The organism is Pseudomonas sp. S04 (genome assembly GCF_009834545.1).
Classification (GTDB): domain Bacteria; phylum Pseudomonadota; class Gammaproteobacteria; order Pseudomonadales; family Pseudomonadaceae; genus Aquipseudomonas.
In genome coordinates this window covers 1,427,668-1,442,008 of the sequence record NZ_CP019427.1, presented here as the reverse complement: position 1 = coordinate 1,442,008, position 14,341 = coordinate 1,427,668, and the positions used below count along the sequence as shown (strand labels likewise).

General features: G+C 58.9%; 10 protein-coding genes and 1 pseudogene. 3 read left to right on the top strand and 8 right to left on the bottom strand.

The annotated features are described in order from the left end of the window. The first annotated feature begins 114 nt into the window (after positions 1 to 114). Entirely contained in the window at positions 115 to 5,145 is a 5,031-nt protein-coding gene (locus tag PspS04_RS06280) for a leucine-rich repeat domain-containing protein (RefSeq protein ID WP_159994207.1), read from the top strand. Between the two features lie 57 nt (positions 5,146 to 5,202). Here PspS04_RS06280 and argR read toward each other — a convergent pair whose 3' ends face one another. The 8 genes and pseudogenes from argR to acs all read right to left on the bottom strand — a co-directional run bounded on the left by argR (position 5,203) and on the right by acs (position 13,209). Then, positions 5,203 to 6,183 carry a transcriptional regulator ArgR gene (argR, locus tag PspS04_RS06275; protein ID WP_159994205.1) on the bottom strand — a complete coding sequence of 327 codons (981 nt, stop codon included), beginning with the start codon at positions 6,181 to 6,183 and terminating at the stop codon, positions 5,203 to 5,205. Positions 6,184 to 6,281: 98 nt separating this feature from the next. Next, a pseudogene (locus tag PspS04_RS27640) lies at positions 6,282 to 6,395 on the bottom strand (outer membrane lipoprotein carrier protein LolA); the annotation flags it as partial. 6 nt (positions 6,396 to 6,401) lie between these two features. Next, on the bottom strand, positions 6,402 to 7,166 hold the full coding sequence (locus PspS04_RS06270; RefSeq protein ID WP_095171542.1) for an ABC transporter ATP-binding protein: 765 nt from the start codon (positions 7,164 to 7,166) through the stop codon (positions 6,402 to 6,404). A gap of 23 nt (positions 7,167 to 7,189) precedes the next feature. After that, on the bottom strand, positions 7,190 to 8,302 hold the full coding sequence (locus tag PspS04_RS06265; RefSeq protein WP_159994203.1) for a succinylglutamate desuccinylase/aspartoacylase family protein: 1,113 nt from the start codon (positions 8,300 to 8,302) through the stop codon (positions 7,190 to 7,192). Between the two features lies 1 nt (position 8,303). Then, positions 8,304 to 9,002 (bottom strand): ABC transporter permease, encoded by a 699-nt coding sequence (locus PspS04_RS06260; RefSeq protein WP_095171538.1) that lies wholly within the window; start codon positions 9,000 to 9,002, stop codon positions 8,304 to 8,306. Then, positions 8,999 to 9,688 (bottom strand): ABC transporter permease, encoded by a 690-nt coding sequence (locus PspS04_RS06255; protein WP_095171536.1) that lies wholly within the window; start codon positions 9,686 to 9,688, stop codon positions 8,999 to 9,001. The genes PspS04_RS06260 and PspS04_RS06255 overlap by 4 nt, the downstream gene beginning before the upstream one ends. A 91-nt stretch (positions 9,689 to 9,779) precedes the next feature. Beyond that, positions 9,780 to 10,553, bottom strand: coding sequence for an ABC transporter substrate-binding protein (locus PspS04_RS06250; protein ID WP_159994201.1), 774 nt, complete (start codon positions 10,551 to 10,553; stop codon positions 9,780 to 9,782). A 700-nt stretch (positions 10,554 to 11,253) separates the two neighbouring features. Further along, complete coding sequence (gene acs, locus PspS04_RS06245) at positions 11,254 to 13,209, bottom strand: acetate--CoA ligase (protein WP_159994199.1); 1,956 nt, start codon at positions 13,207 to 13,209, stop codon at positions 11,254 to 11,256. Positions 13,210 to 13,582: 373 nt separating this feature from the next. Between acs and PspS04_RS06240 the strand changes: the two genes are divergently transcribed. Beyond that, on the top strand, positions 13,583 to 13,846 hold the full coding sequence (locus PspS04_RS06240) for a DUF2790 domain-containing protein (protein ID WP_095167135.1): 264 nt from the start codon (positions 13,583 to 13,585) through the stop codon (positions 13,844 to 13,846). Between the two features lie 253 nt (positions 13,847 to 14,099). Further along, complete coding sequence (locus PspS04_RS06235; RefSeq protein WP_159994197.1) at positions 14,100 to 14,306, top strand: hypothetical protein; 207 nt, start codon at positions 14,100 to 14,102, stop codon at positions 14,304 to 14,306. Positions 14,307 to 14,341: the final 35 nt, after the last annotated feature.

Genomic DNA, 14,341 nt, shown 5'->3' with positions numbered 1-14,341 from the left:
CAGGATTACCGGGATTTGATTTCGAGCCGTGTGTCCGCCCGTAACTATGTAGCGCACCCTGGCCGTTGCCCTCTGATCTGCTTGGCACTCTTTAGACAGCCAAGGATGAACACGATGTCATTACCTGAAGGACAACACTCCGCAACCACACTCAACACCCACCACTCAGAACACCCCGACAGCCACTATCTGCCCCTAAGAAACGCCGTTCCCGACTGGCTCGCCAAGGCATCACCCGCCAGGCGCCAGGCCCTCAAACGCACACGACCACAGTTGCCCGACCGCTTGACCACGGCACCGGCCGACCAGCATACCGAGCTCGACACTCTCAACGCCGCTCACTGGAGCGCACAAAATGCTGTGGACCAGGCGCTGGAACGCCTGCAAGACGTCAACAGCTTCGCCGAACCCTTACTCAGGAATGCGCTGAAAACCCGCTTCAACCTGGAGGTGGACGTCAAGAAAACCTTCTTGCGTCTGTATATCCCCGCGACAATCCCCTGGTTCCCGATTCAGTCTGGAGCCGCCCGGACCTGGACGGTTTCGTTGCTGGACGCGGCGCTGCACAACTTTGAAAGCAAGGAAACCGAAGCCGACGCCTACGAACCTGACTCAACCTTCATCACTAAACCCTCGGCCACGGGGCAGTTCACCACCCTGCCCGCACTCAAGGCAACGATCGGCATCCCAGCCTTTACCCGACTGTGCCGGGAACTGGATATTGGCGCCCAGTACAAGACTTACCTCGAAGACAACCTGGGCGTCTCCAATCCGGTCGCCGCCGCGATTCTCCAACCCAAGGTCATCCAGAGCCAGAAAGCCGCGCTGAAGGCGGCACTGCGATTTGCATGGATGAGTGGCCATATTCAGTCGGATTATTTCCTGCTGATTCAGGGCATGCTCCAGGGCGTACGGGGCATGAGGATGAAAGGTGAAGCCGTGCACTGTCACGACCTCAGGATAATGTCCTCGACGCTCACCGGCATTGTGCTGTTTGCCCCGAACCTTGAGCAGAGCCGCAGGCCGGTGCGAGTGGTGGCCTATGTCCCGGATGATCCCAATCACCCGATCAGGGAGTACCCGTCGACCGCTGATTTCATGCGAAGGCTGACTGAACAACTGCGCGATACCGACTATCGAACATTCTTCAGCCGGTTCATTGCCCACGAACACCGAGGCTATTTCTTTGGCAACCTTGCCAATCGCCTCACGGAAGTCACATGGCATCAACACCAACAGGGCGACCCACAGGCCTCATGGCGCGAATCCGCCATCGACAATCCCGACCTCCAGTTCTCCGCCACCCCCATCAGGCGCAGACTGTGGCAACACCTCTACCAGGGCAAGCTGAACAAAATCCTCAATGATGCACGGGTCATGGCCGTATCAACCGCAACAACCGATCAGAAAGCCCGCTGGGCGCTGTGGGACTCTTTCGTCAACATCGCGACCTCGATCCTCGAGATCGCAGTGCTCGTGGTAGCCCCCTTCGTACCTTTTGCGGGGGAGTTGATGATGGCCTACATGGCCTATCAATTACTGGACGAGACATTCGAAAGCGTCATTGAGTGGGCCCAAGGCCTGAAAAGTGAAGCCTTCGAGCATTTCATGGGCGTGGTCGAGTCGGTCATCCAGCTGGGTACCTTTGCCGCCGGTGGCGTGGTCGCGGCGGGCGAATTCCGCACCCTGCTACCCAAGGAAATTGTCACCTTCATCGATCAATTCAAACCGGTCTCGGCACACGGTGGCAAAACCCGGTACTGGAAACCCGACCTGAGCGCCTACGAGCTGAAAACCCAGCTACCAGAAGGCTCGAAACCGGACGCCCAAGGCTTCTATCAGCATCAAGGCAAGCGCGTCGTGCAGATCGAGGGCAAACACTACTCAGTGCAAACAGCGGCCGACACCAACGCCTGCTACCTGCAACACCCCACACGACCCGAGGCCTATCGATCACCGCTGAAACACAATGGTTCAGGTGCATGGAAAACCGAGCTCGATCATCCTCTGCACTGGGACAAAGCAAGACTGGTTCGCCGTCTCGGCCACAACGTCGATGCCTTCACCGATCTTGAACTCGACCAGGCCCTGGACATCAGCAACGGCCATGAAAACATGCTGCGCAAGATGCATGTCCATAGTGAGTCTGAACCGCCACTTCTGACAGACACCCTTGAACGCATGCGAATTGAAAAAGCGATTCAGGGCCTGATCGATCAGCTCAACAGTGATGACCCCCTGGTGTATCGCAAAGCCGATCCGCAAGCCCAGTTGCAATTGCTGACGAGCGACGGTCTATGGCCAGCAACCAAAGCACTCCGTTTTCTCGACGCCGATGGACAGCCAGTCTGGGAGTTCTCCGCGAAGGAGCACCTGCCAGTCATACAGATACACGAAGCCCAATTGAACAATGGTGACTTGCTTAAAACCGTACTGGAATCCCTCGACCAGAGTGAGATCAAGACCATGTTCGGCGAAAGCTTCGGTGCCCCGACGATCAATCTCGACATTCGTGCCAGTCACCTGAGAAAAAAGCTCGGGCAAATCGCCAAAGACAAACGTGCCACGCTTTTCGAGTCACGCTACAGAGGACAGGAGGCTACGCAAGACCCTCACGCCCAAACAATCATTGAGGCGACACCGGGGCTACCCCGGAGCGTTGCCCGAGAGTTGCTGAGCCTGGCCAGCGGCGACGAGCTTAAGGAAATCGATAACGGGCACCTGCCGAAGCGCCTGGAGGACCTTGCACAACAGGCCAATGAAGAGGTGCGAGTCACGCGTGCGTATGAAGGGTTGTATCTGGATTCGCCTGACTCGGCGGACACCGAAAGACTGGCCCTGCGCTCGCTCGAACGGTTACCCGGCTGGTCATCCGATGTGCGGATCGACATCCATGACCAGGCCTTTGAAGGCCCGCAGGTCGACGGCATAGGTGGCGCCCAGGCCTCTATCCGCAAAGTGCTGGTGCTGACCAGCGATGGCCGGTACCAGGCCTACGATGACGAAGGCTTGCAACTTTCCGCTGCCACCGATCTCTATGGCGCCGTACTGCAAGCCTTGCCGGATGCCCAGCGAAACAGCCTGGACATTCATATCGGCGAAAGCGGAAAACTGAAACAGGCAATCCGGGACTTCCCCCTGGAACGAGCCGAGTTACGAACAGCCCTGTCACTCCCCCCCACACCCAAACCGGTCATTGAGACCCTCCGCCTGCTCGGGTCCGAAGGCTATCGCCGCAGTACCGGCGACCAACCACGCACACTGGAAGATCGCACACGAGAGCTTTATCCCAACCTTCCCCCCGAAGAGATCCAGACCCTGCTCCAACGACTGCAAAGCCACCCCGACGGCCCGCGCGCGGAACTCTCACGCCTGCGCAACGAGTACTACCAACTGCAGGAGGACCTGCATATCTGGGCCAACAATCCGCCCGCCGTACACCCGATAACCAACGTTGCACTCAGCGAACAGGAATTACTGATAGAAACACAAAACCGCCGATTGCTCAGGGAGCAAATACTCCGCTGCTGGCGTCGGGAGACTGCGCTCTTTGATGACGCATTGGGAGCCGAGGGCGGGCATGTCTTCAAGTTTTCCCAGCCGATCATCGGCGATCTCCCCATCCTGAGCGCCGACTTCAGCCATGTTTCCTCCATTTCGCTCCAGAACAGCGCGAGCGCACACTCCATTGGCCCTTTCCTGGAACGCTTCCCGGGTCTGCGCCAGCTGGAACTGCGCAACTTTACCCTGCTGGAACTACCGCAGCCGATCAATGCGCTGCCGGAACTCGAGGAACTGGTACTGAGCGATTGCGGCCTTGTACTCACCGCCGAAAGCCAGGCAACACTGTCATCGCTGAGCAAGCTTTCCGTTCTGGACCTGTACAACAATCCATTGGGGCTCACACCCAATCTGGCCACCATGCCTGAGCTGACCTACATCGACCTTTCCAACACCGGAATTTCCAGCATTCCAGACGGGCTGGTGAATCACCCTCACATTCGAACAGCCATTTTCAATAACAACCAGATCACCGAATTACCCGCTGCCCTCTTCGACCTTCCCGGCAACATCAGTGAGGGATTTGATTTTGGCAACAACCCACTGTCCCCGCTCACCCGTGAACGTGTAAAGATTCACTACAGCCGGACCGAGAAAGACTTTGGGGTCTATGCCGAACAGGCCGATATCGATCGAGCCAAAGCCCTGTATCCCAGCCTGGACAATGAAGAAGCCAGTGATTTCATCTATCGCTTACCCGGAACACTGACAGACGGTCGAGCCGACCTGACACGTCGCGAACTTGAGTTCACTAGACTCCGTAACGACCTGAGTCTATGGACGGCCAACGTGCCCGCCGCCCACCCGGTTACTGGCGCCCCCCTGACGGCCGACGAGCTGTTTGCCGAGCACGTCAAAAGAGATGAATTCAAGCAAAAGCTGGAACGGTGCTGGCGGCAGATACCGACCGAAAGCATCGCTGTCAGCGAGTATGGACTCACCTCACACCTGGCAATCATGGGCGACTTGCCGGTACTGACAGCGGACTTCGGCCATGTGCCTGAAATGTATCTGACGAGTGCAGGCGACATCGCCCCACGGCTGAGTCGATTCCTCGACGCTTTTCCGAACCTGGACAGCCTGACCGTGCGCGGATACCAACTGGATAACATCCCCGATGGCGTCTTCAGAATGCGCAGGCTGACAGTACTGAGCTTGTCTGAATGCAGGATCACCCTGACCCAGGAAACCGTCGATGGATTGGCGGGCATGAATAATCTTGACCACTTGAACCTGCGGAACAATCCGCTAGGCCTTAGCCCTGATCTCAGCCAGATGACGGAGATATCGTCATTGGACCTGAGCCATACCGGCATCACCGAAATCCCGAGAGGCGTGCTGAGCATCAATACCTGGACGGATGTCGACCTGAGCTACAACGCCATTACCGAGATGCCCGTCGAGCTCATGGAGGTCGATCCCGATGTCGGTGAAAGCTTTGACTTCAGTGGCAATCCATTCACCGAGCAAAGCATGCAACGCATCGCCGCTTACTACCACGCAACCGAAAATGACCTGGGGTTCGAGCAAACCGACCTACCCGCCCCCATTGATCCGGCGCCTGATACAGATATTGAAACCTGAGTACTCGCTATTGAGTCAGGCCATGGGGAGCTCGCGCTCCCCATGGCCAACCGTGGTCTAGCCGCGTTCCGACGGCACGGACGATAGTTCGAACGGGCTGCTGCTGCGCCGCTGGTTACGGTCTTCACGCGGCGTGGCGCCGAAGAAGTTACGGTAGGCGCTGGAGAAGTGCGGGCCCGAGGAGAAACCACAGGACAGGCCGATCTGGATGATCGACTTGCTGGTCTGCATCAACATCTGCCGTGCCTTGTTCAGGCGCAGCTCGAGGTAATACTGGCTCGGCACGCGGTTGAGGTACTGCTTGAAAATCCGCTCCAACTGCCGACGGGACACGCACACATGCTGGGCGATTTCGTCGGTGGTCAGCGGCTCTTCGATGTTGGCTTCCATCAGCAACACGGCTTGCGTGAGTTTTGGATGGCTGGAGCCGAGGCGATTCTGCAAGGGAATGCGCTGACGCTCACCTCCTTCACGAATCCGCTCGACCACCAACTCTTCCGACACTGCTCCGGCCAGCTCGGCCCCATGGTCTCGCGCCAAAACTGCCAGCAACAGGTCAAGCACCGACATCCCGCCGCACGCCGTCAGGCGATCGCGATCCCAATCGAACAGATGACTGGTGGCAATCACCTTGGGGAAGCGCTCGGCAAAATCGTCCTGCCAACGCCAGTGCACCGCAGCGCGGTAACCATCGAGCAGACCCAATTGCGCCAGGGGATAGACACCAGCCGACAGACCGCCAATCACACAACCGGCGCGCACCAACTGCTTGAGCGCACTGCTCAGGGCCGGTGCCAGCGCGGTGGGTGGCTCGTCGGCGAGCAGGAACAGCTTCTGGAAGTTTTCCAGCTTGCCGCTCCAGGCCTCGCCAGGCAATTGCCAGGCCCCCTCGCTCGGGGGTTCGGCCTGCAGGAACACCAGTTCGTAAACCACTTCCGGATGCACGCGCTGAGCAACACGCAAGGCCTCCTCGGCCAGCGCTAGCGTCAAGGCTTTAGTGCTGGGCCAAATCAGGAAACCAATTTTGTGGGCGGTCATGGAATGCTATCCGAAGCCAGTAACAGTAATGAAGACAAAGGCCAATGCTAGCCCGTAAACCAACACAAATCTCAAAAAACGATGAAGACCCGCTCCTCTGTAGGAGCGAGCTTGCTCGCGAAAAACCTGAGAACGCCACGGAGCATCAGGCTTCCCGCGTTATCGTTGACGATCTTCGCGAGCAAGCTCGCTCCTACAGGGCGAGACAGCAGCCTTGACTATTTCAAGCTGCCGGAGAGGAATTGCTGCAGGCGTTCGGACTGTGGATTGACCAGCACTTCGCGCGGGTTGCCACTTTCCTCGACCACACCTTTGTGCAGGAACACCAACTGGTTCGAGACTTCCCGGGCAAAACCCATCTCGTGGGTCACCACCACCATGGTCCGGCCTTCCTGGGCCAGGGCCTGCATGACCTTGAGCACGTCGCCAACCAGCTCCGGGTCGAGCGCCGACGTCGGTTCGTCGAACAGCATCACCTCAGGCTCCATCGCCAGCGCCCGGGCAATCGCCACGCGCTGTTGCTCGCCACCGGACATATGGCCCGGGTAGGCGTCCTTGCGATGGGACACGCCGACCTTGGCCAGGTACATCTCGGCCTTTTCCCGCGCTTGGGCCTTGGACATGCCCAGCACGTGCACGGGCGCTTCCATGATGTTTTCCAGCGCGGTCATGTGCGACCACAGGTTGAAATGCTGGAACACCATCGACAGGCGCGAACGCATGCGTTGCAGTTGCTTGGGGTCGGCCGCCTTCATCGCGCCGTCCTTGCCGGCCACCAGCTTCAACTCTTCGTTGTTGAGCAGGATCTTGCCCGCGTGCGGCTGCTCCAGCAGGTTGATGCAGCGCAGGAAGGTACTTTTGCCGGAGCCACTGGAGCCGATGATGCTGATCACATCGCCTGCCGCTGCCTTCAGGGACACGCCCTTGAGCACTTCGTGACTGCCATAGCGTTTATGCAGGTCTTGGACTTCAAGTTTGTACATGCTGTCGGTTCTCACAAAAACAGTCAGTCGTTGAGCAAGCGCCCGTGACGCAGCGCTTCGCGCCCCGCCACCTTGGCCAGCCAGAAACCGGGTTGGGCATACCGCAGCCGTTCAACGGCAAACAGCACGCCGGCCGTACCAGCACACACGGTGCTGACCCGATCAGCCAAAGGATCAATCACTTCAAAAATCTGCTCACCGGCCTCGACCCACTCGCCCGGCTCACGCAAGAAACTCACCACACCCGGATGCGGCGCAAACAGCAGCTCGGTGCCTTCGAACGGCAGCCCTTCGCAGGCTTCGTGCAACGGGGCCGGCCATTGGCCCTTGATCAGGCCCTGCTCGGCAAGGAACGCCAGGATGCCCTCGGCGTGAGCTTCGGCCTGGGTACGCCCAGTGTCTGCCTGACCGCCCAGCTCGATGGTGGTCGCCAGGCACGCCAGGGGAATTTGTGCCTGGGGAAACTGCCGGGCCAAACGCAGCCACGGCAACGAGCAGGCTTCATCAAAGGAGCTGCCGCCGGAGTCTTCCGCCAGCAACCCGACCCGCACATTCAAGTGCGCGGCCAGCGAACGCCACTGCGGCCAGTGCTGCGGCAAGGCATACATGTGCAGCGCGGCTTCGGCGTCGCAATGCAGGTCCAGCACCACGTCGGCAGTGCAGGCATGGCTCAGCAAGATCCGCTGCATGCCCTGCAATTGACTGCTGGGCGCGGGCAATGCGGCCAGCGCATCACTCATGGCCTGGCGGATCAACTGGACATTGGCGTGCGGATCATCCCCCAGGCGACCTTCGAGCTGGGCGGCCACCGGCGCACTCAGCTCGACGAAATCGCGGTTGAAATTCTTGCCGCTGCCCGCCTCGAAACGACCTTGGTGGTTGCCCTGGAGCAACTGCCCAAGGCCCAGCGGGTTGGCCACCGGTACCAGCTCGATCACCCCGTTGAGGGCACCTTGGGCTTCGAGTTCGGCCAGGCGCTTTTTCAGCTCCCAGGCCGTGCGCATCCCCGGCAACTCGTCGGCGTGCAGGCTGGCCTGGATATAGGCCTTGCGCTCGCCAGCGCCGAAGCGGAACACCGAAACATGGCGCTCGCTACCCAGGTGGCTCCACGGTAACTGATGGTCGATACGTTCCATATCAGTGCTTCCGTGGGGCCATGTAGCCCAGCCAGCGGCGCTCGGCCATCTTGAACAGGCGCACCAGGATGAACGTCAGGCACAGGTAGAACACGCCGGCGGTGATGTAGGCTTCGAACGGCAGGTAGTACTGGGCGTTGACGGTACGCGCGGCACCGGTGATGTCGATCAGGGTCACGATGGACGCCAGACTGGTGGTCTGCAGCATCATGATCACTTCGTTGCTGTACTGCGGCAGCGCCCGGCGCAACGCCGATGGCAGCAGGATGCGCTTGTACATCTTGAAGCGCGACATGCCCATGGCCTTGGCCGCTTCGATCTCGCCATTGGGCGTGGCCCGCAGGCTGCCGGCGATGATTTCGGCGGTGTAGGCGCTGGTGTTGACGGCAAAGGCCAGGCACGCGCAGAAGGTCGCGCTCGACAGCCATGGCCAGAGGAAACTCTCGCGCACGGCTTCGAACTGGGCCAGCCCGTAGTAGATCAGGAACAGCTGCACCAGCATCGGCGTGCCGCGGATCACGTAGGTGTAGAGCCAGGCGGTCATGTTGATGACCGGCTGCTTGGACACCCGCATCAAGCCCAGGGGCAAGGCGCACAGCAGGCCGAAGAACAGCGACAGCCCGAGCAGTTTCAAAGTGGTCAGCAGACCGCCGAGGTACAGCGGCAGTGCCTCCCAGATGACGTTGTAGTCGAAGATCATAGATCAGCCGCCCTTACGCCTACCGAGTAGCGCTTCTCAAGGTGACGCAATGCCAGCAACGAGACACTGGTGATCACCAGGTACATTGCCGCCACCGCGAGGAAGAAGGTGAAAGGCTCGCGGGTGGCATCTGCCGCCTGCTTGGCCTTGAACATCATGTCTTGCAGACCCACCACCGAAATCAGCGCAGTGGCCTTGGTCAATACCAGCCAGTTGTTGGTAAAGCCGGGAATCGCCAGGCGAATCATCTGTGGCACCAGGACCCGGAAGAACACCTGGAAGCTGCTCATGCCGTAGGCCATGCCCGCTTCGGCCTGCCCCTTGGGGATCGCCATGAAGGCACCGCGGAAGGTTTCCGACAGGTACGCACCGAAGATGAAGCCCAGGGTGCCGATACCGGCGACCAGCGGATTCAGGTCGATGTAGTCGTCATAACCAAGCAACGGCGCTACGCGGTTGAGCAGGTCCTGACCGCCGTAGAAAATCAGCAGGATCAGTACCAGGTCGGGAATACCGCGGATTACCGTGGAGTACAGATCGCCCAGCCAGGCCAGCCAGCGTACCGGCGACAGGCGCAATGCGACCCCGATCAGACCCAGAACAATGGCCAGGGCCATGGACGACAAGGCGAGCTGAAGCGTCAGCCATGCGCCATCGAGGATGACAGCCCCGTAGCCTTTCAACATGATTCAGGTCCTCGAAAATTGGGATGAAAAAATGGCGCAAACCTCAGAGATCCTGTTGCTTGCGCCATTTCGGACTTGTCGCTGCGACGATTTACTTGCCGTAAATGTCGAAGTCGAAGTACTTGTCCTGGATTTGCTTGTACTTGCCATTCTCGCGAATGCCAGTGATCGCGGTGTTGATCTTGTCTTTCAACGCATCACCCTTGCGTACTGCGATACCCACGCCGTCGCCGAAGTATTTGACGTCGGTGAAGGCCGGGCCAACAAACGCGAAGCCTTTGCCAGCGTCGGTTTTCAGGAAGCCATCATTCAACAGGGTAGCGTCTGCCACGGTGCCGTCGAGGCGACCGGCAGCCACGTCCAGGTAGATCTCGTTCTGCGAACCGTATGGCTTGATTTCCGCACCCAGCGGGGCCAGGACTTCACGAGCGAAACGCTCGTGAATCGAACCACGCTGCACACCGATGTTCTTGCCCTTGAGCTCGGCCAGGTTGTCGCCAACCTGGGTGCCGGCCTTCATCACCAGGCGTGCCGGGGTGTTGTAGTACTTGTTGGTAAAGTCCACGGACTTCTTGCGATCTTCGGTGATCGACATGGACGACAGGATGGCGTCGATCTTGCGCACCTTGAGTGCCGGGATCAGGCCGTCGAACTCTTGCTCGACCCAAACGCACTTGACCTTCATCTCTTCGCACAAGGCGTTGCCGATGTCGTAGTCGAAACCAACGATGCTGCCGTCCGGCGACTTGGACGCGAACGGAGGGTAAGCCGCCTCGATACCAATTTTCAGAGGCTTTTCATCGGCGAACGTTGGCAGGGACAGCACGGACAGTGCCAGGGCGCCAAGAAGCACGAGTTTCTTCATCTTAGGACTCCATCGGTAAAGGGCGAAAACGGCAGAGTGAGCATCAGCCCAATATGCGAATGGGTTAAACGTAAAAAACGTTGCTGCGTCCTGGTCGGCGCGCGTTGTTTTCAACGCGGACAACGACGAGCGAGTGATCGGCATTCTAACGACAGGCCCGAAGTCGATATTTCTTCAATGCGACAACAAATTACAGAAGCACCGAGAAAGCCGTTTAGGCACGTTGACAGCCCTGCAAAATCATGCAAGAGAAAAAGACAGTGAACCGATCAATACTGCAAATTGCGGGCCTATTATTGGCAAACCCTTCTAATCCGGCAAGCGCAGCGTGGGGTCTTATTTTTATGGGGGGCGTTTGAGCCCCTGATTTGGAGCGCGGCGTTTCCCTACGCCCCGGATCGGCGTGATGCGGTTACACATTCAGTAACTTGAAAGAACGCGGGTAACAGTAAGAATGTTCCGAGGATAGAAGCCGATAATTATTGGCCGGTGTTTAAGTGGTGCCTGACAGATCGTCATCGCGGGCAAGCCCGCTCCCACAGTTTTTGTGGCGTGACTCAGATCGCGTGCACACCGAAACCCCCTGTGGGAGCGGGCTTGCCCGCGAAGAGACCAGTGCAGTCACCACAAAAACGTCAGGCATGAAAAAGCCCCGCCAGGCTCACACCTGACGGGGCTTTCAGTGACTCAGAATCAGCGCTTACGCAACATTCATCGTCTTGTGAGTATCGATCAAATGCTGCACCACACCCGGGTCGGCCAGGGTCGAGATGTCACCCAAGCCATCGTACTCAGCCGTGGCAATCTTGCGCAGGATGCGGCGCATGATTTTCCCCGAACGGGTTTTCGGCAGCCCTGGCGCCCACTGGATGACATCCGGCGAGGCGATCGGACCGATCTCCTTGCGCACCCAGTTCTTCAGTTCCAGGCGCAACGCTTCGTTCGGCTCTTCGCCACCGTTGAGGGTGACGTAGACATAGATCCCCTGACCCTTGATGTCGTGCGGCACACCGACTACGGCGGCCTCGGCGACTTTCGGGTGGGCGACCATCGCGCTTTCGATCTCGGCGGTGCCCATGCGGTGGCCGGAGACGTTGAGCACGTCATCCACCCGGCCGGTGATCCACCAGTAGCCGTCTTCGTCGCGACGAGCACCGTCGCCGGTGAAGTACATGCCGCGGAAGGTCTTGAAGTAGGTGTCGACAAAACGGTCATGGTCGCCGTACAGGGTACGGGCCTGGCCTGGCCACGAGTCGAGGATCACCAGGTTGCCTTCGGCCGCACCTTCGATGATGTTGCCCAGGTTATCCACCAGCGCCGGCACCACGCCGAAGAACGGACGCGCCGCAGAGCCTGGCTTGAGGGCGTGAGCGCCCGGCAGCGGGCTCATCAGGGTGGCGCCGGTTTCGGTCTGCCACCAGGTGTCGACGATCGGGCAACGCGATTGTCCGACGTTCTTGTAGTACCAGTCCCAAGCTTCTGGGTTGATCGGCTCGCCCACCGAACCCAACAGGCGCAGGCTGCTGCCATCGGTGCCTTCGCAGGCGGCAGTGCCGGAGGCCATCATCGCGCGGATCGCGGTCGGCGCGGTGTAGAGGATATTGACCTGGTGCTTGTCGACGATTTTCCCCACCCGGGTGATGTCCGGGTAGTTCGGCACACCTTCGAACAGCAGGGTGGTCGCGCCATTGGCCAGCGGGCCGTAGACGATGTAGGTGTGGCCAGTGACCCAGCCGACGTCGGCGGTGCACCAGTAGATTTCGCCCGGACGGTAGTCGAACACGCGCTCATGGGTCAGCGCCGCGTACAGCAGGTAGCCGCCGGTGGTGTGCTGAACGCCCTTTGGCTTGCCGGTGGAGCCGGAGGTGTAGAGGATGAACAGCGCTTCTTCGGCGCCCATTTCTTTCGGCGCGCAGACGGTGCCCGCGACTTTCATCAGGTCTTCGTACCAGATATCGCGATGCTGGTTCCACTTGATGTCGCCACCGGTGCGCTTGCACACGATGACTTTCTGGATGCTGCTGGTTTCCGGGTTGGTCAGCGCGTCGTCGACGTTGGCCTTGAGGGAAATTTTCTTGCCGGCACGCAGGCCTTCGTCAGCGGTGATCACCACTTTCGATTTGCAGTCGATGATCCGTCCGGCCAGGGCTTCGGGCGAGAAGCCGCCGAACACCACCGAGTGAATCGCGCCGATCCGGGTGCAGGCCAGCATGGCGACCACGGCTTCGGGGATCATCGGCATATAGATAGTCACCACGTCGCCGCGGTGCACATCCTGGCCACGCAGGGCGTTGGCAAACTTGCAGACTTGTTCGTGCAGCTCGCGGTAGGTGATGTTGCGGCTCTCGGAAGGGTCATCGCCTTCCCAGATGATCGCGATCTGGTCACCGCGCTCGGCCAGGTGACGGTCGAGGCAGTTGTAGGAAACGTTCAGGGTGCCGTCGGCGAACCACTTGATGTCGACATGGTGGTCGTCGAACGAGGTCTGCTTCACCGTGGTGAAAGGCTTGATCCAGTCGAGGCGCTTGGCTTGTTCGCGCCAGAAGCCGTCCGGGTTGACGACCGACTGCTGGTACATGGCCTTGTAGGTCGCCTCGTCAGTCAGGGTATTGGCCGCAACCTCGGGACGAACGGGATACAGAGAAGCCGCACTCATCTTTCTTTACCTCGGTGAAATAGTTGTTTTTGTATGACCCCGTTGTAGCCCGAGGCGGGCCTATAGAACCATTCGACGATGGTAGTAACAAGCCCCTACAAATCGTCCAGATTTCCCGGCGCATAGCCGTACGGACGTTCCAGGTAGCCGATGTTTCGGGGATTGTTACAAGATCTGTCAACAGTGTTTATCAAAAGCGCGGCTATATGAATCCGCGCCCCACGCCTAAAATCCGCCTCGCCAACTCGGCAATGTGATTAACCCAGTTGCAGCCCCCACGAAGGCAGTTAATCCACAGTAACTAAATCCAGATATACACGCAGCCCCACAAAGGCTGCGTGACCCCTCTCGACCTCAGAAAGGTAAATTTCAAATGAAAGCTTTATTGGTTCTGGCCCTCAGCAGTCTGTGCGTTACCGCCATGGCAGACGAGGTCCCGACTGATGTTGCAGGCAATACAGTAGCGGTAGAGGAATACACTTACTCCACCCACCTGGATATCGCCAAAGTTATCTCCATGAGCGAAATACCCAGTGTTTGCGAAGTTGTGCCAGCGCGCATGGAATATGAAGACTCGAGCGGTCAACGGCATATCCTGCGTTACAGCGTCATGGGTAATGGTTGCTCTAACGGCTGACCCACCCCGCACTTAAAAGTGCTTTCGAACATCGGCCGCAGGAAATCGTTCTTGCGGCAAAAACGCCCGCCGCACCAGATCTGGAGCCTGCGGCCCCACCCTCTACCGCCTGTATTGCTTGAATAGGCCTGAAGGCCATCACATCTAATAATTCGATTTATTTGAGCGTTTATTTGCGCTTTTTAATCAAATTCATCCGAGTAGTATCAGCTTCAACCCCACACAACATCCTCAACACCTCGGAGTCACCACCATGAAAACCCAACTGATCCTCGCCCTGACCCTCTCCGTCCTGGCCGCCAACACCTTCGCCGCCGACGGTTATGACCGCACGATTGCCGCTGATGGTTTTGATCGCACCGGGTCCGCTACCCTCGCCGCTGATGGCTTCGATCGCACCGGTTCCGCCACCCTCGCCGCTGATGGCTTCGATCGCACCGGTTCGGCCAACCTCAGCTAAGTGCTGAATCTCTGCTCACAGCCCGGCCTCGGCCG

Bases quoted from the DNA above. Each gene is read 5' to 3' on its own strand.
- PspS04_RS06280 (WP_159994207.1), top strand. From the start codon at position 115: ATGTCATTACCTGAAGGACAACACTCCGCAACCACACTCAACACCCAC.
- argR (WP_159994205.1), bottom strand. From the start codon at position 6,183: ATGACCGCCCACAAAATTGGTTTCCTGATTTGGCCCAGCACTAAAGCC.
- PspS04_RS06270 (WP_095171542.1), bottom strand. From the start codon at position 7,166: ATGTACAAACTTGAAGTCCAAGACCTGCATAAACGCTATGGCAGTCAC.
- PspS04_RS06265 (WP_159994203.1), bottom strand. From the start codon at position 8,302: ATGGAACGTATCGACCATCAGTTACCGTGGAGCCACCTGGGTAGCGAG.
- PspS04_RS06260 (WP_095171538.1), bottom strand. From the start codon at position 9,002: ATGATCTTCGACTACAACGTCATCTGGGAGGCACTGCCGCTGTACCTC.
- PspS04_RS06255 (WP_095171536.1), bottom strand. From the start codon at position 9,688: ATGTTGAAAGGCTACGGGGCTGTCATCCTCGATGGCGCATGGCTGACG.
- PspS04_RS06250 (WP_159994201.1), bottom strand. From the start codon at position 10,553: ATGAAGAAACTCGTGCTTCTTGGCGCCCTGGCACTGTCCGTGCTGTCC.
- acs (WP_159994199.1), bottom strand. From the start codon at position 13,209: ATGAGTGCGGCTTCTCTGTATCCCGTTCGTCCCGAGGTTGCGGCCAAT.
- PspS04_RS06240 (WP_095167135.1), top strand. From the start codon at position 13,583: ATGAAAGCTTTATTGGTTCTGGCCCTCAGCAGTCTGTGCGTTACCGCC.
- PspS04_RS06235 (WP_159994197.1), top strand. From the start codon at position 14,100: ATGAAAACCCAACTGATCCTCGCCCTGACCCTCTCCGTCCTGGCCGCC.